Genomic DNA, 21,331 nt, shown 5'->3' on the forward strand with positions numbered 1-21,331 from the left:
CTGCCCCGTTTCTCACCGCAACTCCTTGCGGATCATCAGTTTCAAACCCGACCACACGTCGCTGACCGCGGCCACCTTGATATCGACCAACCCGATCGGCAGCACCACCTCCCGGATCACATCTTCCGTGATGTCGGTCGGCACCTTGCTCGCCTTCTTCGGCCACGAGATCCAGATCACCCCATCCCGGGTAATCGCCTCCATCAGCGGCCGCGCATTGCCCTCGAGCACCCCGCGCGAAGCGGTGAACCCATGCACGAAGTCCCAACCCTTGCTGCCGCGCCACGTATCCCACTGCGCGTCACGCACCTCGACGAAATCGCGCGCGGCCTTAAGTTCTCCGAGCTCATCCGGCAACCCAAGAAACAGCACCCGCTGCCCATCCTTCATGCCGAGCTTCTGAGGGAGCGGCGTGCCGGAATAGCCAGGCTCACTAGACATAAACCACCATAATCGCGGCATCGATTGCAGCGAGGTTTGCGAACGGCCCACCCCTGACTTCCTCCGGGAAGATCGCTATGCGTCCATCGGCTTTGAGCCGGTCTGCATAGATTGCAAGCTGACCAATCGCGAGTGCCGCTGACTGCAGACTGGCTTCAGGTTTGACCTCCACCACATAAGTCTTGCCGTCTCTCTCGACGTAGTAGTCGGGGCGCCATCCGGTCCTGCTGACAGGCTCGAACCCTTCGGATTTGAGCCACTCCTGCGCGCGAAGAGAAACGGGATGGTGCTTGGGAAGGACGATGCAACCAGACCTATACCCATTGGCGCTTCGACCGTGATCACCCGCCCCTTCCCAACTGACGTCATCCGACGAAGCGGTGGGCTCGGCCGCGAGGTAGAACTCCATCATGCGGACACCAAGGCCTTCGCCGATCTCTCCAACGACGTACCACTCACGGGCGCCAGCCTGAACGACTGCAAAGGTCGGGCGCGGTCCAATCGCCAGCTGCTCGGGTGAGCGAAGCAGATAGTGCTTGCCGCATTCCACACCGACGGACGAGCGACGCCCTTTCCCCAGATTGAACTCTACAAGGTTCTGGTTTTCTGTTCGCAGCTGAACGAAATGTCCGAAGTACTGCTCATGATCGACGCAGACGATCCGATAGGTATCATCTACGACAATTTCGCTGGCACTCGAATCTGCCCACCTAGTGCGCTTCGCTCCGAAGTCGCCTTCCACCGCTCGCCTTACTTCTTCGGCGAACCTAGCGTTGTCAGACGACACCAGTTCCATCAATACACTCTCGCCTTCGGCGCGATCTTCTTCAGCGAGATCCCGCCCTCGCTCTCCGGCGTCAGTGGGTCGACATGCACCGGCCGATAGCCCAGCGTCACCTTGCCCGACTTGGTGTCGATCCAGCTCAGCGTGTGCTTCCGCCACTCGACGTCGTCGCGGTTCGGGAAGTCCTCGTGCGCATGGGCGCCGCGGCTTTCGTGCCGGGCTTCGGCCGAGACCACCGTGGTCGCGGCGCAGGCCATCAGGTTCTCGAGCTCGAGCGTCTCGACGAGATCGGAATTCCAGATCATCGAACGGTCGGTGACCTTGATGTCGTGGAGCGCGCCCCAGAGCTTGCCGATTCGCTCGACGCCCGACGCGAGCGACTTCGAATCGCGGAACACAGCGGCGTCTTCCTGCATGATCTTCTGCATCTTCTCGCGCACCTCGGCCGTCGGCGAGCCGCCCTTGGCGTTCCGCAGCCGATCGAACCGGGCGAGGATGCGCTCGTCCTCCGACGCGATCGCCGCCGGCACCATGGCGGCCTTGTCGACGGTCTTCGCGGCGCGGAGGGCCGCTGCCCTGCCGAACACGACGAGGTCGGTCAGCGAGTTCGAGCCCAGCCGGTTGGCGCCGTGCACCGAGGCGCAGGCCGCCTCGCCCACCGCCATCAGCCCCGGCACCACGCGATCCGGATCATCGGCGGTCGGGTTCAGCACCTCGCCGTGATAGTTCGCGGGGATGCCTCCCATGTTGTAGTGCACCGTCGGCAGCACCGGGATCGGCTCGCGCGTCAGGTCGACGCCAGCGAAGATCTTGGCGCTCTCCGAAATGCCCGGCAGCCGCTCGTGCAGCACCTTGGGATCCAGATGGTCGAGGTGCAGGTAGATGTGGTCCTTGTTCTTGCCCACCCCCCGCCCTTCGCGGATCTCGATGGTCATGCAGCGCGAAACCACGTCGCGCGACGCGAGATCCTTGGCGTTGGGCGCATAGCGCTCCATGAAACGCTCGCCCTCGGAATTGACGAGATAGCCGCCCTCGCCGCGCGCCCCCTCGGTGATCAGGCACCCCGCGCCGTAGATGCCGGTGGGGTGGAACTGCACGAACTCCATGTCCTGCAGCGGCAGCCCGGCCCGCGCCACCATGCCGTTGCCGTCGCCGGTGCAGGTATGCGCCGAGGTCGCCGAGAAATAGGCCCGGCCATAGCCGCCCGTCGCCAGCACCACGAGCTTGGCGCGGAAGCGGTGGAGCGTGCCGTCGTCGAGCTTCCACGCCATCACGCCCTGGCACGAGCCGTCGGCGCCCATGATCAGGTCGAGCGCAAAATACTCGATGAAGAACTGCGCATTGTTGCGCAGCGACTGGCCGTAGAGCGTGTGGAGGATCGCGTGCCCGGTCCGGTCCGCCGCCGCGCAGGTGCGCTGCACCGGCGGGCCGTCGCCGAATTCCGTCATATGCCCGCCGAACGGGCGCTGGTAGATGGTGCCCTTCTCGGTGCGCGAGAACGGCACGCCGTAGTGCTCGAGCTCGTAGATCGCCGCCGGCGCCTCACGCGCCAGGTATTCCATGGCGTCGTTGTCGCCCAGCCAGTCCGACCCCTTCACGGTGTCGTACATGTGCCACTGCCAGTTGTCGGGCCCCATGTTGCTCAGCGAGGCCGCGATGCCGCCCTGCGCCGCCACGGTATGCGAGCGGGTCGGGAACACCTTGGTGATGCAGGCGGTGTTGAGCCCCTGCTCCGCCATGCCCAGCGTTGCACGCAGGCCCGCGCCGCCGGCGCCGACGATGACCACGTCGAATTCGTGGTCGATGATCTCGTAAGCGGCCATGCGGCTAACCCCAGAAGACGAGCTTGGCGATGGCGCCCAGCGCCACCACGAAGAAGAAACCGGTGAACAGGTTGTTGGCGACCATCGCCCAGCTGTGTGCGCCCTTGTCGAAATAGTCCTCGATCGTGTCGCGCATGCCGTTGCGCATGTGGACCGACACGTTGACGACGAGCAGCACGAGGCCGATTGCGACGAACGGGTTGCGGGCGAGTTCGATCATCTCGGCCGGCGCCTTGCCGGCGAGGCTCACCACGAACCAGACCATGAACAGCGCGAACAGGATGTTGAACGCACCCGTGAGGCGCTGCGTGATGAAGTGCCGGGTCGCGGCCTTGCCATTGCCGTAGTGGGTCGAGGGCGCCTGGATCTGCGCCCGGGTCGGCTTGTCGCTGCTCATTTGAACCACACGAAGATTGCCCAGACGATGAGCGTCAACAGGATCGAGGCACCCAGCTGGATGCGCACCGCGAGCTCGCGGCCGACCGGGTCCATGGCCTTGGCCATGTCCCACACGAAGTGGCGCACGCCGCCAAGCATGTGGTGGAACAGCACCCAGGTGTAGCCGAACAGCACGAGCTGGCCGAACCAGGTGCCGAACAGCCAGGTGACGAAGTTGAAGAAGCCGCCGCCCGTCGCCGCCGCCACCAGCCACAGCACCAGCAGCAGCGTGCCGCCATAGAGCGCGATGCCGGTCGCGCGGTGCACGATCGACATGGTCATGGTGAGGGTGAAGCCATAGATCGACAGATGTGGCGAAAGCGGCCGTGAAGAAGGAGCCATACTCGTCTCGCGCCTCGCCCGGCCTGAGGGAGGAATGGCGGGCGTTCCAGTTTGGAATGGTTCGAGACTTCTAGCGGCGGTTTGCCCGGAGGTCAAAGGCTCTGCTTATGCCGAGCATTCGCCCTTCGGCCCATGCCTGTCAGCGGCCGGCCGGCTCGGGCAAACGAGCCAGGACCCCCGGCGCGGCCCGCAGCGCCTCGAGTGCGAGCACAAGGCTGAGCACTCGCTCGCTGCGGTTGCCGGACGCCACCGATGTGGAGGACGAAAGCGTGGGTGGGAGCACTGGGCTCTCGTTCCCTTGGACCTCCCGTACGAAGCTGCCATTGGTTGCCATGGGGGTGGCTGCAATGACGATGCCTGCGGCGAGTCGATCCATGTCTTTCGTCCCTTGCGGGCGCCCCATGGAGGTCACCGTGGGGTCCGCTGCTTGACGTTGTGTTTAGCGCCGGCTTGTTGGCCCTGCCGTGAAGCCGACATTCACATTGGGTTCAGCAACGCCTGTCATCGCTGCAGGTTCCAGATCGGGGGATGATGTGACAGAGAGAGTGCGGATCGTCGGCGAGGAGTTGCTCTCCGACAACTGGGGCGTGGTCAAGAAGACCACGATCGAACTCCGCCGCTCCAGCGGCGAGTGGCAGCGCCAGGTGCGCGAAACCTACGATCGCGGCGATGGCGCCGCCGTGCTGCTCTATAACCGCGAGCACCGCACCGTCGTCCTCACCCGCCAGTTCCGCTTTCCGGTCTACGTCCATGGCGCCCCGGGCACGAGCGGCGACCGGGGCTGGCTGATCGAAGCCGTGGCCGGCAAGCTCGACGGCGACGACCCGATCACCACGGCGCGCAAGGAGGCCGAGGAAGAATCGGGCTACCACGTCCACGACGTCGAACTGGTGATGTCCGCCTACATGAGCCCCGGCTCGGTCACCGAAAAGCTCTCCCTCTTCATCGCCGAGTACGACAGCACCACCCGGAAGTCGGCCGGCGGCGGCCTCGCCGACGAGGGCGAGGACATCGAGGTGCTGGAATTCGGCATCGACGACGCGCTCGCCATGATCGGCACCGGCGAGATCGCCGACGCCAAGACCATCATGCTGCTCCAGCACGTGCGGCTGAGGGGAATCATTTAGTGCGGAGCTCGGACAGCCCTGCCTGCCCAGTCAGCCCCTCATTGCCGGGCTCGTCCCGGCAATCCAGCCGCTCCGCGTCGGCGGAGCGAGAGGACGCACAGGCCTCACCGCGCGAACGGGTCGCTGTCCACTTCGAGCACGGTGTGGCGCGTCGGCAGCCGCACGGCCAGTTCGGTATTCTCGTAGGGGTCGAGCACCAGCAGCGAAAGAACCTGCGCCGTCTGCAACGACGGCTTGAGCTTGCCCAGGCTGGCGGGCGGCTGGCTGGCGAAAACCGCGAGCGGGAGCGCGACGGCAGCGAGTCCGGCGGCGGCGACAATCAGTTTGATCTGCATTTCGGAACCTCAATCGTGGCGCAATCTCTGCGCGTTGTTGAGGTCTTGTATCGGGGCTCGCCGGAACCGGCCTTGAACCTGCCGTTCAGTTTTCGTTAACGGGCCGCGGGTGGATCTCCTCCCCATCCGCAGCCCCTGCTTGCGACCGATTGTGCCGGCTGCTGGCCGGCGACTCATGCCTACACGTAGTCGACGAGCTTCCTGTCCGGATCGTAGGGCTGGTCGGACACGACCTTGGTCACGGCCTGCCCGCAGCGCATTTTTTTGGTCATTGCGTCATACGCATAACTGGAAGAGCCGTGCAGCTCCCAGCCCTCACTCAACGCCTTGGTAATCTTGTGGCAAAAGCTCGAGTCGTCCTCTCCCGACAGGAAACGATAGATCAACATGCAATATCCCTAACCCCCAGCCCGGTTTGCCCGGGCGATTGAAATTTAGTCCACTTACCGCTAATCGCTTCGGTATGGATCGGTTTCCAGCATTTTTGCTCGACGGCTACAAGTCGTTCATGTCCGACCGCTACGACCCCCAACAGGGCCGTTACCGGGAATTGGCGGACAACGGACAGTCCCCCACCACTATGATCATCGCCTGCTGCGACAGTCGTGCCGCACCAGAGACGATCTTCAACGCCGGCCCGGGCGAACTGTTCGTCCTGCGCAACGTCGCCAACCTCGTGCCGACCTTCCAGCCCGACGGCGGCCAGCACGGCACCTCGGCCGGCATCGAGTTCGCGGTGAACGGGCTCAAGGTCTCGAACATCGTCGTCATGGGCCATGGCCGCTGCGGCGGCATCCGCGCCGCGCTGAACCCCGCCGGCGCCCCACTCGCCCAGGGCGATTTCATCGGCAAGTGGATGAGCATGCTCGCCCCGGTGTCGGAGGCCGTGTCGAAATACACGCTGCTGACCGACAAGGAGCGTCAGACCACGCTCGAACGCTTCTCGATCCGCAACTCGATCGCCAACCTCAGGACCTTCCCCTACGTCCGCAAGCTCGAGGAAGAGGGCAAGCTCGCCGTCCACGGCGCCTGGTTCGACATCTCGACCGGCGAGCTGTGGGTGATGAACAGCGACGGCGACTTCTACCGCCCGGACGTCTAGAGCGCGCTCCGCCGTTTCGGCGAAGCGGTCAATGCTCTAGGCGGTCTTCCGCCGCTCGCGCCGCGAGCGGAACCCGATCACGGTCGCGATCACCACGCCCAGCGCCACGACGCCGATGATGATCGTGGCCAGCGCGTTCACGTCCGGCGACACCCCGAGGCGGATCTTCGAGAAGATCACCATGGGCAGCGTCGACGAGCCGGGGCCGGATACGAAGCTCGCGATCACGAGGTCATCGAGCGACAGGGTGAAGGCGAGCAGCCACCCCGAGACCAGTGCCGGCGCGATGATCGGCAGCGTGATGTCGAAGAACACGCGCGCCGGCGTGGCGCCCAGGTCCATCGCCGCTTCCTCGAGGCTGAGGTCGAGGTCGGAGAGGCGCGACTGCACCACCACCGTCACATAGGCCATGCAGAAGGTCGTGTGCGCGATGATGATCGTGGTGATGCCGCGGCCGGCGGGCCAGCCCAGCGTCGATTCCATCGCGACGAACAGCAAGAGCAGCGCAAGGCCGGTGATCACGTCCGGCATCACCAGCGGCGCCGAGACGGCGCCGGCCAGCACCGTGCGGCCGCGGAAGCGCTTGAAGCGCACCAGCGCCACGGCGCACAGCGTGCCCAGCACCAGCGCGAAGCTCGCCGAGAAGAACGCGATCCTGAGGCTGAGCCAGGCCGCGTTCAGCATCTGCTTGTCTTTGAACAGCTCGACGTACCACTTGGTCGAAAAGCCGGACCACACCGTCACCAGCTTGCTCTCGTTGAACGAGAACACCACCAGCGAGATGATCGGCAGGTAGAGGAAGGCGAAGCCGAGCGTTGCCGCGATGGGAAGGAACCAGCCGCGCCGCATCTACTTTTCCTTTTCGACCACGGCATCCTGCGCCTTCTGCAGCAGCAGGATGGGGATGACGACCACCACCAGCATGGCGACGGCGACAGCGGCGGCACGCGGCCAGTTGGTGGCCGTGAAGAATTCGTCCCACAGCACACGGCCGATCATCAGCGTCTCCGGTCCGCCCAGGAGCGACGGGATCACGAACTCGCCGATCGCCGGGATGAACACCAGCATGGAGCCGGCGATGATGCCCGGCAGCGACAGCGGCAGCGTGACCGAGAGGAACGTCTGCCAGGGGCGCGAGCCGAGATCGGCCGAAGCCTCGAGCAGCGACGTGTCGAGCTTCACCAGCGTCGTGTAGAGCGGCAGGATCATGAACGGCAGGTAGGTGTAGACGATGCCGACATAGACGGCGAAATCGGTCTGCATCATCACCAGCGGCTGGATGCCGAACACGCCCAGCACCTGGTTGATCACGCCATTGCCGCGCATGAAGCCGCTGAGCGCGTAGACCCGCAGCAGGAACGAGGTCCAGAACGGCAGGATCACCAGCATCAGGAGCACGTTGCGCCACGTCTCCGGCGCCCGCGCGATGGCATAGGCCATGGGGTAGCCGATAAAGAGCGTGATTACCGTCGAGATCAGCGAGATGCGGATCGAACTCAGATAGGCCGCCACATAAAGCGGATCGGTGAACAGCTTGACGTAGTTCGAGAGGTGCAGCGTCAGCTGCACCGTGCCGTCCTCGGTCTTGAGCAGCGGCGAGTAAGGCGGGCGGCCGAACTGCTTGGTGGCGAGCGAGATGCCGAACACCACCAGCAGCGGCACGAGGAAAAATACGGTCAGCCAGATTGCCGGCGCCGCGATCACCAGCGTGCGGCCGGAGATCCCGACATCGCGCAGGCGGCGCTCCAGCCCACTCCAGGGGCGGAGGCGACGCGGCGGCGGCAGCTGGTTACCGGTGAGGGTCATACCGTCAGCACCGATCCGGCATTGTCACCCCAGGTGACATAGACCTCTTCTTCCCAGGTGATCGCATCCGGCTTGCCGCGCACCGAGTTGGTCTGGCTGACGCGGATGCGTTTGCCGCTCTCGAGCACCACCTGGTAAACGCTCATGTCGCCCAGGTAGCCGATCTCCTCGACCACGCCCTTGGTGACGTTGGCGCCGTTGAGTTCCTCTGGCTTCTCGCGGCTCAGGTGCATCTTCTCGGGCCGGATCGCCCACCACAGGATCTGGTCCGGTGCGCAGTCGACGCCGTGGCCGACATAGATGTCCGAGCCCAGTTCCGCCGAGCGGATGCGCACATGGTCCGGTTCGTCCTCGGTGACGATGCCCTCGACCATGTTCACCGAGCCGATGAAGCCGGCGACGAAGCGGGAGTTGGGATATTCGTAGATATCGGTGGGCTCGCCGATCATGGCGATCTCGCCCTGGTTCATCACCCCGATGCGGGTGGCGAGCGTCATCGCCTCTTCCTGGTCGTGGGTGACCACGATGAAAGTGACGCCGAGCGATTCCTGGATCTTCACCAGCTCGAACTGGGTTTCCTCGCGCAGCTTCTTGTCGAGCGCGCCGAGCGGTTCGTCGAGCAGCAGCAGCTTGGGGCGCTTGGCGAGCGAGCGGGCGAGCGCCACGCGCTGGCGCTGGCCGCCCGACAGCTGGTGCGGCCGGCGCCGGCCGTAGTCCTGCAGCTTCACCAGCGACAGCAGCTCGGCAACGCGGTCGGCGATCTCGCCGCGGCCCATGCCGTCGCGCTTCAGGCCATAGGCGATGTTCTGCTCCACGTTCATATGCGGGAACAGCGCGTAGGACTGGAACATCATGTTGACGGGCCGGTTGTACGGCGGAACCTCCGTCATGTCCTGGCCATCGATCTCGATGGTGCCGGACGTCGGGTTCTCGAAGCCGGCGAGCATGCGGAGCAGGGTCGACTTGCCCGAGCCCGAGCCGCCCAGCAGGCAGAACAGCTCCGAGCGGTAGATGTCGAGCGACACGTCGGACACGGCCTGAACGTCACCGAATTTCTTGGTGACGTTGCGGATCCGCACAAAAGGCTTGGACGCCGGATCGCGCCAGGGGCGCGTATCGATGGCGAGCTGAGGCTTCTTGGCCATGCTGCACCTGAAAAGGCTGAGGGGGCGGAACGGGCCGCCCCCTGAAGGAGATTACAGACCGGTTTTGATGCGGGTCCAGGTCCGGGTCAAGACCTCTTCGAATTCAGGCGAGTGCGCCTTCATCACGAATGCCTTGGCGACGGTCTCGGCCGGCGGGTAGATGCCCGGGTTGGACTTCACTTCCTCGTTCACGAACTCGAGCGAAGGCAGGTTCGGATTGGCGTAGTAGACGTAGTTCGTGATCGCCGCCACCACCTCGGGCTTGAGGATGTAGTTGATGAACTTGTGGGCGTTGTCCGGATGCGGAGCATCGACCGGGATGGCGAGGAAGTCGAACAGCGTCGCCGCACCTTCCTTGGGGATCAGGTACTGCACCTCGACGCCCTGCCCGGCCTGGGCCGCGGCATCGGCAGCGATGAACACGTCGCCCGAATAACCCAGCGACAGGCAGACTTCGCCGTTGCCGAGGTCATCGATGTACTGCGAGGAATGGAAATAGCGGATGTGCGGCTTGATCGAGTTCAGCAGCGCTTCCGCCTTGGCCAGGTCCTCTTCCTTCTCCGAGTTCGGATCGAGCCCGAGATAGTGGAGCGCAATGCCCACCACTTCGGTCGGGCTGTCGAGCACGGTCACGCCGCAGGAGGCGAGCTTCTCGACCACTTCCGGCTTGAACAGCAGGTCCCAGCTGTCGATCGGAGCGTCGGCGCCCAGCGCTTCCTTCACCTTGGCGACGTTGTAGCCCAACCCGATCGTGTTGATCATGTAGGGCACGCCATGGGCGTTGTCCGGGTCCTGGCCGGCGGCGGTCGCCATCACGGACGGGTCGAGATTACCCAGGTTGGTCAGCTTGGACTTGTCGAGCGGCAGGATGAGGCCGGCCTTGATCTGGCGCTCGAGGAAGTTGCCCGAGGGCACCACGATGTCATAGCCCGAGTTGCCGGCCAGCAGCTTGGCGTCGACGATCTCGTTGTTGTCGTAGACGTCGTAGTTCACCTGGATGCCGGTTTCCGCCGTGAAGTTGGCGATGGTGTCCTCGGCGATGTAGTCCGACCAGTTGTAGACGTTCAGCACCGGCTCTTCCTGGGCCAGGGCGGGCGCGGCAATGGCCAGCGCTCCCAGGGCGATCATCAGGGGCTTCATCATAGTCGTGTTTCCTTGTGCGAGTGCCGAGGGTGGCCGACGGCGCATGGTTGATGGTTCCGGCGCTAGCTGCGTCGGTTGACGGAAGTCCAGTGGGACCAAAGGCGATGAGTGGGAGCTGGGCGCGTTGTACGACGGCGCGCGGATATGAGGGAGGGCAGGCCAAGCAGCGCGAGATCCGCGCCGGGAGAGGAAAGGTTCATCTTGTGCCCGGAGCCGGGCGCCCATCGATCCGGCGGAGGTTCCGGATCAACAATGACCTTAAGCAGTGAAGTTCCCCCTCGCGTCCTGCGCCTTCAGCCGCGCGATTCCTAGTAGCAAATCCCCTGTGGGGCAAGGGGTTTGGGGCAGCGTCCATGCCGCTTTTGTTGCCATGCGGCCGGAGCGCGACCAGTAGTCGCGCCGCACCCCCTCCACGCCGCCCCTCGACCCCATCCAGTTGAATTCGCCCCGGTTTCGGTCCAAGGGAGCAGGCAGCACAACAACAGGGGCCGCACGTGAGCCTTCGCAACCATCTTTCCATCTCGCCTGCCGTGCGCGAGGCCCTCGATTCCGGCCGTCCCGTGGTGGCGCTTGAATCCACCATCATTACCCACGGCATGCCCTATCCGCAGAACCTCGAGATGGCTGAGAACGTCGAGAAGGTGATCGCCGACAACGGCGCGGTCCCCGCCACGGTCGCCATCATGGACGGCAAGTTCAAGATCGGCGTCACCGCCGACGACCTCGAGCGCCTCGCCCGCACCGGCGGCAAGGCTGCCAAGGCCTCGCGCCGCGACGTCGCCGCCCTCCTCGCCTCGGGCGAGATCGCCGGCACCACCGTCGCCACCACCATGATGGGCGCCGAAGCGGCCGGCATCCGCGTCTTCGCCACGGGCGGCATCGGCGGCGTGCACCGCGGCGCCGAGTCGACCTTCGACATCTCCGCCGATCTCGACGAACTCGGCCGCACCCAGGTCGCCGTGGTCTGCGCCGGCGCCAAGTCCATCCTCGATATCCCCAAGACCCTCGAAGTGCTCGAGAGCAAGGGCGTCCCCGTGCTCGGCTTCGGCACCGACGCCTTCCCCGCCTTCTGGGCCCGCGAGAGCGGCGGCAAGGTCGATCACCGCGTCGACGATGGCGAAGCCGCGGCCAAGGTGATCGCCCTCCAGTTCGAGCTCGGTCTCGGCGGCGTCCTCGTCGCCAACCCGATCCCCGCCAGCCACGCGCTCGACCGCGACATGATCGAGGCCCGTATCGACCAGGCCATCAAGGGCGCCGAGGCAGAAGGCGTGAGCCGCAAGGACCTCACGCCGTTCCTTTTGAAGCGCATCTTCGAGTTGACCGACGGCAAGAGCCTCGTCGCCAACATCGCGCTTGTCGAGAACAACGCCCGCGTCGCCGCCCAGATCGCCGTTGCCCTGAGCAAGCGCGGCAAATGAACCAGACCGCCGGCCGGGTCATCGTCATCGGCGACGTGATGACCGACGTCATCGTCATCCCCGAGGGGCCGCTGGTACGCGGCTCCGACCGGCGCGCCTCGATCACCCAGCGCCCCGGCGGCTCTGGCGCCAACCAGGCCGTCTGGTTCGGCTCGATGGGCACCAATGTCAGCTTCGTCGCCCGCGTCGGTGCGCGCGACAAGCCGCATCTCGAGGCCTATCTCCGCGGCTTCCATGTCGACCCGATCCTCGTCGCCGACCCGGCGCGGCCCTCGGGCATCCTCGTCACCATCGTCGATCCCGATGGCGAGCGCAGCTTCCTCACCGATCGCGGCGCGAACCTCCTCCTGTCGCATTCCGACATGCCGGTCTGGCTGCTCGACGACACCCGCTACCTCGTCGTCTCGGGCTATTCGCTGTTTGCCGATCAGCCGCGCCACGCCGCCCGCTGGATGGCCGAGGAAGCCCGCTCGCGCGGCATCCTCGTCGCCGTCGACGCCGCCTCGGTCGGCTTCGTCGAGGAAGTCGGCGCCGGCCAGTTCCTCGAGTGGACCAGGGGTTTCACCACGCTCTTCGCCAACGAGGACGAAGCCCAGGCCCTCTCAGGCACCCCCGACCTCGACGCCCAGATGCGCCTCCTCGGCCCGAACTTCGGCCGCGTCGTCGTCAAGCTCGGCGCGAAGGGCGCGGCGGTAGGCGACGCGAGCGGCGTCCGCCTGCAGCTTCCCGCACCCGTGGTCGACGTCGTCGACACCACCGGCGCCGGCGACGCCTTCGCCGCCGCCTTCATCTCCGCCGAACTCTCGGGCGCCGGCTTGGAGACCTGCCTCGAACGCGCCATCACCGCCGGCTCCGCCGCCGTCACCAAGGTCGGCGGCCAACCGGAATAGCCCGGAATAGCTCCCCTCCCCCTTGAGGGGAGGGAGGCAGTGGCCCAATCATGGATTTCTCAGTCAGGCCTTCTCCCTTGATGGGAGAAGGTGGCCGAAGGCCGGATGAGGGTGGAGCAGCAGGACCGGATCGTCCGCCTGAACCCCTACAGCCCGCACCAATCCAGCCCCTGCCGCTTGAACTCCCCGCGCGTCCCCTCGATGTCGCCAAGCTCCGAGATCATGTGCGAGCGCACATCGTCCATCGTCGCGTGCGGCGCCGTCAGCTCGCAGCCGCGCGCCATCTGGTAGCGGTCGTTGTCGATCGGGGCGACTTCCTTGCCCGCCTCGGTGATCCGCTTCATCACCCGCACCAGCCGCCCGTCGGGCGAGAAATAGAGCCGCCCCTCGCGGGTGATCGCCGGCCCGTCGGCCCCCTGCGCCATGTTGGGCGAGGTCATCTCCGAATAGAGGAAGGCGAGCGTCCCATCCTTGCGGAAACAGGACGTGTCCTTCTGCGTCGCGATGGCGTCGATGAGCCAGGTCTGGACCAGCACGCCCGATCCGTCCGTCGCCTCGTGGAACTCGAAGTGGTCGGCATAGCCGCCGTCGAAATTCCGCCGCCAGCCGGTCCATTCGTTCGGGCTCTGGTCGATGAGGCCCGTGCACGCATCCCAGGCGCGCCGGATTTCCTCGATCTCGGCGTCCTGCGCCAGCACCGGCGTTGCGGCAAGGGCAAGGGCCACGATCAGTGCACGCATCGCCTACTCCTCCCTCAGGAACCGCGACGGCCTGATCGACAGCGCCGACCATGTCGTCAGCATGCCGACCACCACCGCCAGTACGATCGTTCCAGCCGCGACCCAGACGATGAGCCACAGATCGGCCCAGAAGTCGATCTCGAGCACATACTCGACGAAGGCCCATGTCCCGACGAGCCCCAGGATCGCCGCCAGCACCGCGGCGAGCAGCCCCAGTACGCCATACTCGACGAGGAAAGCCCGGATCACGTCGCCGCGCGTCGCGCCCAGCACCTTCGTCACCACCGCATCGGCCTCGCGCTGCTTGCGCCCCGCTGCCATCGCGCCAGCCAGCACCAGCACCCCGCTCACCACCGCCAGCCCGCCGATCACCTCCACTGCCGTCGTGACATTGGCGAGCAGTGCCGCGAACGTCTCGAGCGCCTCGCCCACCGGCAGGAACAGCAAGTCCGGGAAATCCGCCACCAGCCGCTGCTGCACCTCGCGCTCATGCCCCGGCGAGGCCTTGAGCAAACCCAGGTAGCTCAACGGGAAGTCCGCAAGCGCATTGGGCGAGAGCACGAAGCCGAAATTCACGCTGCCCGACCGCCAGGCATAGTCGCGGAAGCTGCCGATCTTCACCGTCACCGGCTCTCCGAAGATACGGAAGGTAATCTCGTCCCCGAGCTTCAATCCCAACGGCCCCTTGAGCCGCTCGAACACCGACACCTCCGGCGGACCGATGAAGTTCGGCGGCCACCAGCTCCCCTCGGTGATCTCCGACTGATCGGGCAAGCCTTCGGACGCGGTGAGCGGAATCTCGCCCTCGAGGACGAAGGCGAACTCGGAAGGCGGCTTGCGCCCCAGCTCCGCCACCGGCACGCCGTTGATGGATTCGATCGCCCCGGTGACCATGGGCAGCGACGCGAAATTCTCGACCTGCTTGTCGTTGACGGTGAAGTCCTTGAGCGCCTCCACCTCGTCATCGAACAGGTCCATGAACACGAAGCTCGGCGCATTCGGGATCGATTCCCGGTTGAGCTGGTGCCTCAGGTTCGCATCGATCAGCGCGATCAGCAGCAGCAGCGCCAGCCCCAGCCCCAGCGACAGGATCACCACCGGCGCCGGCGCCCCCGGCCGGTAGATCGCCTTCACGGCATTGCGCAGCGCCGCATTCGGCGCCGGCGGGATCAGCTTCAGCCCCCGCTGCAGCAGCCACCCTGCCCCGCGCAGCACGAGAAAGGCGAGGATCACCGCCACCGCATACCACAGCACCAGCAGCGGCCGCCCCGTGGTCAGGGCGGCGAGCAGGTAGATGCCGAGCGCCGCCAGCCCGAGCGGCAGCCACAGGCTCGGCCTCGCAAGGTCGCTCCAGCCCAGCCCCCCCTCCACCGCCGACCCCGCCGAGCGGAACAGCAGCGCCGGCTTCAGCTTCTCGGCCCGCACCAGCGGCAGGTAGCCGAAGGCGAAGCCGACCAGCGCCCCGAACCCGGCCGCCGTCCAAAGCGTGCCGATATCGACCACCGGCGGCAGGTTGACCGACAGCAGCCCGCCCAGGATGGGCAGGATCGCCATGCTGAGCAGCGTGCCGATGATGAGCCCCACCGCGATTCCCGCCACCGTCAGCAGCATCACCTGGGTGAGGAAGTGGAACAGGATGCGCGGTCCCGTCGCCCCCAGCGCCTTCATCGTCGCGATCGAGCGCTGCCGCTCGGTCACATAGGCCGAGATGGCATTGGAGACGCCCACCCCGCCGACGAGCAGCGAGGAGAGGCCCACGATGGTGAGGAAGCGCGCGAAGATGTCGAAGAAGCGTGCAAGATCAGCCGTCGCGTCGCGCGGCGCATTCACCTTCCAGCCCACCGTCGGGAACCGGGTCTCGATCGCCGCCTTCGCCGTCTCGAAATCCGTGCCGGGGTTGAGCAGCACCTTGTAGCGATAGGTCGCGAGCACCCCCGGCGCGAGGATGCCGGTGCCGTTCAGCGCCTCGACCGAGATCAGCACCGGCAACCCGAACTGGATGCCCGTCGTCACCTGGTCGGGGAGCTTCCCCAGCACACCCGTCAGCGTGAACTCGGCCTCCCCCACCGTCACCGGGTCTCCCACCTTGAGCCCCAGCCGGTCGAACATCAGCGGGTCGGCGACGAGCCCGAAACGGCCATCGCGCTCGGCCAGCAGCGCCGGCAGCGGCTCCGTCGCCCCCTCGACCGTCAGCGTGCCGATCAGCGGATAACCCGCATCCACCGCCTTGATGGCGAGAAAACTCGACCCGCTCCCGCCGTCGGCCCGCCCCTGCACCTCCACCACTTCGCTGAGCTGGCCGAGGCTCTGGAACAGCGCCCGCTCCTCGGCATTCGCAGCCCGATAGGTGAGCGTCGCCTCGAGGTCCCCGCCCAGCAGCGTCCGAGCATCACGCAGCAGCGCCGATTGCAGCGCCGCGCCCACCGAGCCGACGAGCGTGATCGTCGCCACCCCGAGCGCGAGGCAGGCGAGGAGGATTGCGAAACGCTTGAGGTCGCCGCGCAGGTCGCGCAACGCGACGCGAACCCAGCCCTTCAGCCAGCTCACGCCGGCACCTGCTCGCTGAGATGTCCTTCGTTCATCCTGAGCTGCCGGTCGGCCTTCCGCGCCAGCCCCGGGTCATGCGTGATCAGCAGGATCGCCGTGCCGCGCTCGCGCGCCAGCTTGAACATCAGCTCGATCACATGCGCCCCGGTTTCCTGATCGAGATTGCCGGTCGGCTCGTCCGCGAGAAGCAGTTTGGGATTTCCCACCATGGCGCGCGCCAGCCCCACTCGCTGCTGCTCGCCGCCCGAAAGCGCGCTGGGCAGATGCTCGAGCCGTTCGCCGAGCCCCACGTCGGTCAGCGCCGCTGCCGCCCGCTCGCGCACCGCCGCCCAGGGAAGCGCCGGCTCGGCGATCTCGAGCGTCAGCGCCACGTTCTCGAGCGCGGTCAGCGAGGGAATGAGGTGAAAATTCTGGAACAGGATGCCCAGCGCCTCGCGCCGGAACACCGCAAGCTGGTCCTCGTTGAGATCAGTGATATCGGTGCCGACCACATTGATCGTTCCGTCCGTCGCCTGCTCGAGCCCCGACAGCACCATCAGCAGCGAGGTCTTGCCGCTACCCGAGGGCCCGACGATTGCCACCACCTCGCCGGCCTCGAGCTTCAGCCCGACATCCTTGAGGATATGCAGCGGCGTCCCACCACTCCGCAAATGGAGGTTGACTCCTTGGGCATCGACGACGGAAGCGGTCATGGACTGGCCGTTTGCTATTGCTGGACAAGGAAATAGGCGGATCGCCACCACGGTTCAATGGACCGTGCCGCCGCGCGGTTCCGCAACACTAAAATTCAAGCACGCAATAAGCGCGAGCCGAATTGGACTCGAATGGACCCGCCCCCGGTAACCGCACGGTACGTTCCCGCGCGGTAATCTCAGCCCTGCCTCACTTGCTCCGGCCGTTCCGGGCGCGGCCCAAGGCGAGGACACCATGCGCAAACTGACCGCCCTGATCATCGCGGCGTCGATGGCTGGCTCCATCTACGCCGTGCCCACCATCAGCTTCGCCATGGATTGCAGCCTGCTCTGCTACGGCTTCTACCCACCCCAGTCGCTCCTTTCCGACAGGAACGACGACGACCAGTGCGAGCGCCGCGTCAATGACTCCGGCGGCTTCTGCACCAAGAACGGCAAGCTCAACCTCGGCAAGGACGTCCCCACCCGCGAGGACTATCTCCGCCGCTATCATCGCCAGAGGACCGATCTGCGCTGGTGGTGATCGGCCGCGGAAGGGCTGACGGTCAACCTTCGGGCAGCCCGAGGTCGAACATCGTCTCTAGGATGCCCTCGCTCGCCGCGACATAGGCCGGGCTGGTGTTCAGCGTAGGCGGCGCAACATTATGCGCCGTCGAGCCCGGACGAAGCGCCATCGCCCGGGCGAACGCCTCCCGTGCCTCTGCCGCGCGGCCAAGGCGCTGCTGCGCTACGGCAAGCAACAGGTGACTGCGGCCCGAGGCCGGGGTGATGGCGATGGACCGCTCGATCCACTCCACCGCCTCTTCGTTGCGTCCCAGCAGCAGGCAGGCCCACCCCGCACCCAGCATCCAGGTCCACCGGGACACCGCCGGAGTGTCATAGCGATCGGCCAGCCTGAACGACGCCAGCGCATCGTCGAAGCGGCCGAGGAACAGCTGTGCCAGCCCGATCTGGTAGAGCACCGATCCGTTCCACGGATCGAAGCTGGCCGCCTTCGCGCAGGCGACGAGGCTCTCGACGAAGCTGTTGGTCGCCGACAGGAACCGGCACTGCGCCTCGAGCGCCGCAATCGAGCGCGGCCGGGCAGCGACCGCCCGCTCCAGCAGCAGCTGCCCGCTATCCCGGGCACTGGCCGCGCCATCCGCGTCGTACCACACCATCTGGATGCCGCGGGTCCGCAGCGCAGCCAGCGCCACCTGCAGGTCCACGCTGTCGGGCTCGGCGACGAGCGCCCCTGCGAGCATGGTCTCGGCTGCGGCGAAACGCTCGCGCGATGTCTGGCTGATCGAGGCGGAAGCCTGCTCGATGACGACACGCGCCCCCGCCGCCGAGACCTTGCTGCCGGTATCTCCCTCGAGCAGCTCGTTCAGGTCCCGCGCCAGCGGATCACCCGCACCGGCGGCAAGCCGCACCTCCTGAAGCTCGGCGTCGAGGCCGGCATCCACCGTTGCGGTGGCGACCGACGCGACTTCGCCTGTACCGGTACGGATGGCGCGCAGCTTGAGCGTCCACGATCCGGCATCGCGATGCAGTTCGCCCCGGATCTCGAGCTCCGAGGACGGCCGGGAGCCCGCCCTGGGCACGACGACGCGCAGGTTGTCGATCCCCGCAAGCCCATCGACCAGCTCGTCTGTCACTCCCGCCGCCAGCGTGCCGCCCAGGGGATCGGAACTCACATCGAGGATCGGCAGCACCGCGACGGTCGGCGTCGATCGCTGGAAGACGAAACCGGTCGAGCCCGCAGCCAGCCCGACGACCGCCATCAGCACCACGCCGGCGACCAGCGCCACGCGGGTGCCAGCCCCGCCCCATCTCCGGCGCATCGCCGGTTCGGCGCTCGCTCCCTCGGATACTGCTGCGGCCGGCTCCGCCGATCCCGCCGCCACCTCGACCGCAAGCAGGTAGCCGCGGCCCGAGGCCAGCCTGATCATCTGCCGCTGCTCGTCGCCGAGCGCCGCCCGGATCTCGCGGATGCACTGGAACAGGCTATCCTCGCCGACATGGACGTTCGGCCAGACCGCCTCCATCAGTTCCTGCTTGCTCAGCACCTGTCCGGGATTGGCGGCGAACAGGCGGAGCATCTCGAAGGTCTTGGGGCGGAGCTTGACCATCGCGCCGTCCGGCCCGCGGAGCTCGGCGCGCTGTTCATCCAGCTCGAAACCGGCAAAGCGGAACGCCGTCACCCCTGTGATCCCCCAACCCCTCAACCGCGCCACGATCTATCGATTTCGACCCTAGCAGGCGAAGCACGAAATGCGAATTTCAGAAAATTTCAGAACGAAAACCCCTGCGCTTCAGGACGTAGTGCGTTGCCGGTGGGATGAGGGGTCGGTGATCCCGAGTCCCCGGGGTCCTGGGGGCAGCTCATGTCGGATCTGTTGTCGGCGGACACCGCATCGGTGCGCACCGTGGCACCGCATGAAGATCGCATGCTGATGACGACGGCCCTGTGCGCCCCGGCCGCCGCGCTCGGTCTGCGCGGCGCATATCAATTCGTGGTGGGCCAGGGTGGTCTTGCGACATTCAGCGGTGGCATCGGCTGGCGTCGTGGCTTTGGCGAGGCGCCCACCGCGCAACTCGGGTTCTACGGCGGCTCGCCATTCGTGGCTGAAGCCACCCCCGCCGCCGCGGACTCTCTCCTCGTCGATGCCGGCGACAAACGAGAAAAGCCCCCAAAGGGGCTATCCACAACGCCTGGAAAAGTCAGGAACAGACCGGAATGGTGGAGCTGAGGGGAATCGAACCCCTGACCTCATCATTGCGAACGATGCGCTCTCCCAACTGAGCTACAGCCCCGCTCCGATCGGTGGGCTTGTTAGCCGATCCGATCGGTTTGGGCTAGAGGTTTTTTGTGGGCGTCCGATCGCCCTCAGGCCTTCAGCAGGCCATGGACGAAGAGGCTTTCCGCCGTGGCCGTGACGGCTTCGGGCCCGGGGATGGTGGCGCGGCGCAAGAGCGCCCGGCCGGCATCCCCGTTGACCGGGCGGGTGCGGCCGAGTTCGGCTGTGTTGTCGCGGATCTGGCGGTCGAACAGGGCGACGAGCCGGACCAGCCAGTTCGGCAGCTCGAAGCGCGGCGTGCGCACATTGGGGCGCTTCAGCCCGGTCTGGATGGCATCGGCCATCTCCTGCAGCGTCATCTCGCGATCGGCGAGGATGAAGCGCCGCCCACCCGCCGCAGGGTCGGTCATCGCCGCAACCTGCGCCGCGGCGACGTCGCGCACGTCGATGACCGAGAACGACATCCTGGGCGTCCCCGGCATCGAGCCATTGAGGAGGCGAATGGCGATCAGGCCCGACGTGCCGGGATCGTCGTCCAGCAGCGGCCCGAGGATGGCACCCGGGTTGATCACCGCGAGCCGCTCGCGCGCCCCGAACCCTTCGGCGAGGCGCCAGGCTTCCTGCTCGGCCCGGGTCTTCGATTCCTGGTAGGGCGTGATGCGCGGGCTCTCGAGGTTGCTCCAGTCGGCCTCGGTGAAAGTCCGCTGCTGTTCGCGCTCGTGGCCGTAGGCGATGGCGGCGACCGAGGAGGTGAGGACGATCCGCTCGACGCCGCCCCCCATGGCCGCCGTAACGGCGCGGCGAGCCCCTTCGACGGCGGGTCGGATCAGCTCGTTGCGATCCCTGGGCTGCTCGATGACGAAGGGCGAGGCGACGTGCTGGACGTAGCGCACGCCCTCCATGGCCGCCTCCCAGCCCTCGTCGCTGAGGAGATCGAGCGCCACGAACTCGAGCCGCGAAACGTCCGCGCCATGGGCCGCGAGCGTCTCCCGCACCCTGTCCGCCTTGTCGAGGCTTCGGACGGAGCCGCGAACGGTGTATCCTTTGCGGAGCAGTTCGAGTGCGACGTGGCCGCCGAGGAAGCCGGATACGCCAGTGACGAGAACGCGGTCAGACATGGTCACCTCCATTGAACTGAACGAAATGTACGAATATCGTTCAGTTCGTTCAAGTGACTCGTGAAGGAAAATCGGCGTGGCGGAAAACGACAAAGAGCAGCAGATCCTTTCGGGGGCACGGCGGCTCATCCTGCGCCAGGGCCTGCGCGCCACCTCGATGGAGGCGATTGCCCAGGAGGCGCGGGTCGCCAAGCCCACGCTCTACAAGTACTTCCGGGACAAGAACGAGGTCTTCGAGGCCATCCTTGCCGAGCTCATGACCGAGCTGCACGCGAACTTCGCCAGAGCCCTGCACGGCGATGGCCCTGTCGTCGCCCGGCTGGGCGCGGCGCTCGCGGCCAAGTACGGCGCCATCTCGCGCCTCCTCGGCGATTCCCCGCATGCCGACGAGCTCTATGACGAGCACGAACGCGTCCGGCCCGAGGTGCGGGCCACCGAGAATGTCATCGAGCGGATGGTGGCCGAGGAACTCGGCACGGCCGGCGCCGCCGACCCCGAAGCCCTCGCCTGCCTCGTCCTCGACGCCGCCTACGGCATCAAGCGCAAGGCCCGCCCCACCGACGACATCGGCCCGGCGATCCGCCTGCTGGTCGAGCGGCTGGTGGGGCCGGAAGTGAAGGGGTAGCGACGAGCCACCTGCAAAGTCTCGGTCGGGCCTCC

Annotated in this window: 23 protein-coding genes and 1 tRNA gene; 7 read left to right on the forward strand and 17 right to left on the reverse strand. The window is 66.4% G+C overall.

The genetic code is table 11. The features are described 5' to 3' along the window. Positions 1–12: 12 nt before the first annotated feature. Genes PRN20_RS00260 through sdhC form a run of 5 tightly spaced genes read right to left on the reverse strand, consistent with a single transcriptional unit; the run spans position 13 to position 3,828 of the window. A complete protein-coding gene (locus tag PRN20_RS00260; protein ID WP_273954893.1) occupies positions 13–441 on the reverse strand; it encodes a DUF3052 domain-containing protein in 429 nt (142 codons plus the stop codon). Further along, on the reverse strand, positions 434–1,237 hold the full coding sequence (locus PRN20_RS00265) for a hypothetical protein (protein ID WP_273954894.1): 804 nt from the start codon (positions 1,235–1,237) through the stop codon (positions 434–436). Before PRN20_RS00265 ends, PRN20_RS00260 begins: the two co-directional genes overlap by 8 nt. Further along, positions 1,237–3,048: a succinate dehydrogenase flavoprotein subunit gene (gene sdhA, locus PRN20_RS00270; protein WP_273954895.1), complete on the reverse strand. Its 1,812-nt coding sequence runs from the start codon at positions 3,046–3,048 to the stop codon at positions 1,237–1,239. The genes PRN20_RS00265 and sdhA overlap by 1 nt, the downstream gene beginning before the upstream one ends. 4 nt (positions 3,049–3,052) lie before the next feature. Next, on the reverse strand, positions 3,053–3,445 hold the full coding sequence (gene sdhD, locus PRN20_RS00275) for a succinate dehydrogenase, hydrophobic membrane anchor protein (RefSeq protein WP_273954896.1): 393 nt from the start codon (positions 3,443–3,445) through the stop codon (positions 3,053–3,055). Continuing rightward, a complete protein-coding gene (gene sdhC, locus PRN20_RS00280) occupies positions 3,442–3,828 on the reverse strand; it encodes a succinate dehydrogenase, cytochrome b556 subunit (RefSeq protein WP_273954897.1) in 387 nt (128 codons plus the stop codon). Before sdhC ends, sdhD begins: the two co-directional genes overlap by 4 nt. Positions 3,829–4,361: 533 nt before the next feature. Here sdhC and PRN20_RS00285 point away from each other — a divergent pair. Next, positions 4,362–4,955, forward strand: a complete 594-nt coding sequence (locus PRN20_RS00285) for an NUDIX domain-containing protein (protein WP_273954898.1) — start codon at positions 4,362–4,364, stop codon at positions 4,953–4,955. A 104-nt stretch (positions 4,956–5,059) separates the two neighbouring features. Here PRN20_RS00285 and PRN20_RS00290 read toward each other — a convergent pair whose 3' ends face one another. After that, the gene (locus tag PRN20_RS00290) at positions 5,060–5,290 is read right to left on the reverse strand and encodes a hypothetical protein (RefSeq protein ID WP_273954899.1); all 231 of its coding nucleotides are present in this window, start codon (positions 5,288–5,290) and stop codon (positions 5,060–5,062) included. Positions 5,291–5,469: 179 nt separating this feature from the next. After that, positions 5,470–5,679, reverse strand: coding sequence for a DUF1737 domain-containing protein (locus PRN20_RS00295; RefSeq protein WP_273954900.1), 210 nt, complete (start codon positions 5,677–5,679; stop codon positions 5,470–5,472). A 74-nt stretch (positions 5,680–5,753) separates the two neighbouring features. Between PRN20_RS00295 and PRN20_RS00300 the strand changes: the two genes are divergently transcribed. Then, positions 5,754–6,392, forward strand: a complete 639-nt coding sequence (locus PRN20_RS00300; protein ID WP_273954902.1) for a carbonic anhydrase — start codon at positions 5,754–5,756, stop codon at positions 6,390–6,392. Between the two features lie 36 nt (positions 6,393–6,428). On the opposite strand, the gene PRN20_RS00305 is transcribed toward PRN20_RS00300, so the two are convergent. The 4 genes from PRN20_RS00305 to PRN20_RS00320 are packed head-to-tail and all read right to left on the reverse strand — an operon-like array spanning position 6,429 to position 10,486. Next, the gene (locus PRN20_RS00305) at positions 6,429–7,241 is read right to left on the reverse strand and encodes an ABC transporter permease subunit (protein ID WP_273954903.1); all 813 of its coding nucleotides are present in this window, start codon (positions 7,239–7,241) and stop codon (positions 6,429–6,431) included. Then, complete coding sequence (locus PRN20_RS00310; RefSeq protein WP_273954904.1) at positions 7,242–8,198, reverse strand: ABC transporter permease subunit; 957 nt, start codon at positions 8,196–8,198, stop codon at positions 7,242–7,244. Beyond that, entirely contained in the window at positions 8,195–9,343 is a 1,149-nt protein-coding gene (locus tag PRN20_RS00315) for an ABC transporter ATP-binding protein (protein WP_273954906.1), read from the reverse strand. Before PRN20_RS00315 ends, PRN20_RS00310 begins: the two co-directional genes overlap by 4 nt. A gap of 51 nt (positions 9,344–9,394) precedes the next feature. Then, positions 9,395–10,486, reverse strand: a complete 1,092-nt coding sequence (locus PRN20_RS00320; protein WP_273954907.1) for a polyamine ABC transporter substrate-binding protein — start codon at positions 10,484–10,486, stop codon at positions 9,395–9,397. A 494-nt stretch (positions 10,487–10,980) separates the two neighbouring features. On the opposite strand from PRN20_RS00320, the gene PRN20_RS00325 reads away from it, so the two are divergent. Both PRN20_RS00325 and PRN20_RS00330 read left to right on the forward strand, forming a co-directional pair. Further along, entirely contained in the window at positions 10,981–11,904 is a 924-nt protein-coding gene (locus PRN20_RS00325) for a pseudouridine-5'-phosphate glycosidase (protein ID WP_273954908.1), read from the forward strand. After that, positions 11,901–12,794: a carbohydrate kinase family protein gene (locus PRN20_RS00330; RefSeq protein ID WP_273954910.1), complete on the forward strand. Its 894-nt coding sequence runs from the start codon at positions 11,901–11,903 to the stop codon at positions 12,792–12,794. Before PRN20_RS00325 ends, PRN20_RS00330 begins: the two co-directional genes overlap by 4 nt. A gap of 146 nt (positions 12,795–12,940) precedes the next feature. Here the strand turns inward: PRN20_RS00330 and PRN20_RS00335 are convergent, their stop codons facing one another. Genes PRN20_RS00335 through PRN20_RS00345 form a run of 3 tightly spaced genes read right to left on the reverse strand, consistent with a single transcriptional unit; the run spans position 12,941 to position 16,773 of the window. Then, the gene (locus tag PRN20_RS00335; RefSeq protein ID WP_273954911.1) at positions 12,941–13,534 is read right to left on the reverse strand and encodes a hypothetical protein; all 594 of its coding nucleotides are present in this window, start codon (positions 13,532–13,534) and stop codon (positions 12,941–12,943) included. Positions 13,535–13,537: 3 nt separating this feature from the next. Next, on the reverse strand, positions 13,538–16,081 hold the full coding sequence (locus PRN20_RS00340; RefSeq protein ID WP_273954912.1) for an ABC transporter permease: 2,544 nt from the start codon (positions 16,079–16,081) through the stop codon (positions 13,538–13,540). Next, positions 16,078–16,773 carry an ABC transporter ATP-binding protein gene (locus PRN20_RS00345; RefSeq protein ID WP_273954913.1) on the reverse strand — a complete coding sequence of 232 codons (696 nt, stop codon included), beginning with the start codon at positions 16,771–16,773 and terminating at the stop codon, positions 16,078–16,080. Before PRN20_RS00345 ends, PRN20_RS00340 begins: the two co-directional genes overlap by 4 nt. Positions 16,774–17,008: 235 nt before the next feature. Here PRN20_RS00345 and PRN20_RS00350 point away from each other — a divergent pair, with 235 nt between their 5' ends. After that, a complete protein-coding gene (locus PRN20_RS00350; RefSeq protein WP_273954914.1) occupies positions 17,009–17,296 on the forward strand; it encodes a hypothetical protein in 288 nt (95 codons plus the stop codon). Positions 17,297–17,318: 22 nt separating this feature from the next. Here the strand turns inward: PRN20_RS00350 and PRN20_RS00355 are convergent, their stop codons facing one another. Further along, positions 17,319–18,956 carry a winged helix-turn-helix domain-containing protein gene (locus PRN20_RS00355; RefSeq protein ID WP_273954916.1) on the reverse strand — a complete coding sequence of 546 codons (1,638 nt, stop codon included), beginning with the start codon at positions 18,954–18,956 and terminating at the stop codon, positions 17,319–17,321. A 183-nt stretch (positions 18,957–19,139) separates the two neighbouring features. On the opposite strand from PRN20_RS00355, the gene PRN20_RS00360 reads away from it, so the two are divergent. Next, the gene (locus PRN20_RS00360) at positions 19,140–19,505 is read left to right on the forward strand and encodes a hypothetical protein (RefSeq protein ID WP_273954917.1); all 366 of its coding nucleotides are present in this window, start codon (positions 19,140–19,142) and stop codon (positions 19,503–19,505) included. On the opposite strand, the gene PRN20_RS00365 is transcribed toward PRN20_RS00360, so the two are convergent. Beyond that, positions 19,494–19,569: transfer RNA gene (locus tag PRN20_RS00365), tRNA-Ala, on the reverse strand. The two genes, PRN20_RS00360 and PRN20_RS00365, sit on opposite strands and share 12 nt — an antisense overlap. A 73-nt stretch (positions 19,570–19,642) precedes the next feature. After that, entirely contained in the window at positions 19,643–20,671 is a 1,029-nt protein-coding gene (locus PRN20_RS00370) for an SDR family oxidoreductase (RefSeq protein WP_273954919.1), read from the reverse strand. A gap of 76 nt (positions 20,672–20,747) precedes the next feature. Between PRN20_RS00370 and PRN20_RS00375 the strand changes: the two genes are divergently transcribed. Further along, a complete protein-coding gene (locus PRN20_RS00375; protein WP_273954920.1) occupies positions 20,748–21,296 on the forward strand; it encodes a TetR/AcrR family transcriptional regulator in 549 nt (182 codons plus the stop codon). Positions 21,297–21,331: the final 35 nt, after the last annotated feature.

This window comes from Devosia sp. ZB163 (genome assembly GCF_028613635.1).
Taxonomy (GTDB): Bacteria; Pseudomonadota; Alphaproteobacteria; order Rhizobiales; family Devosiaceae; genus Devosia_A.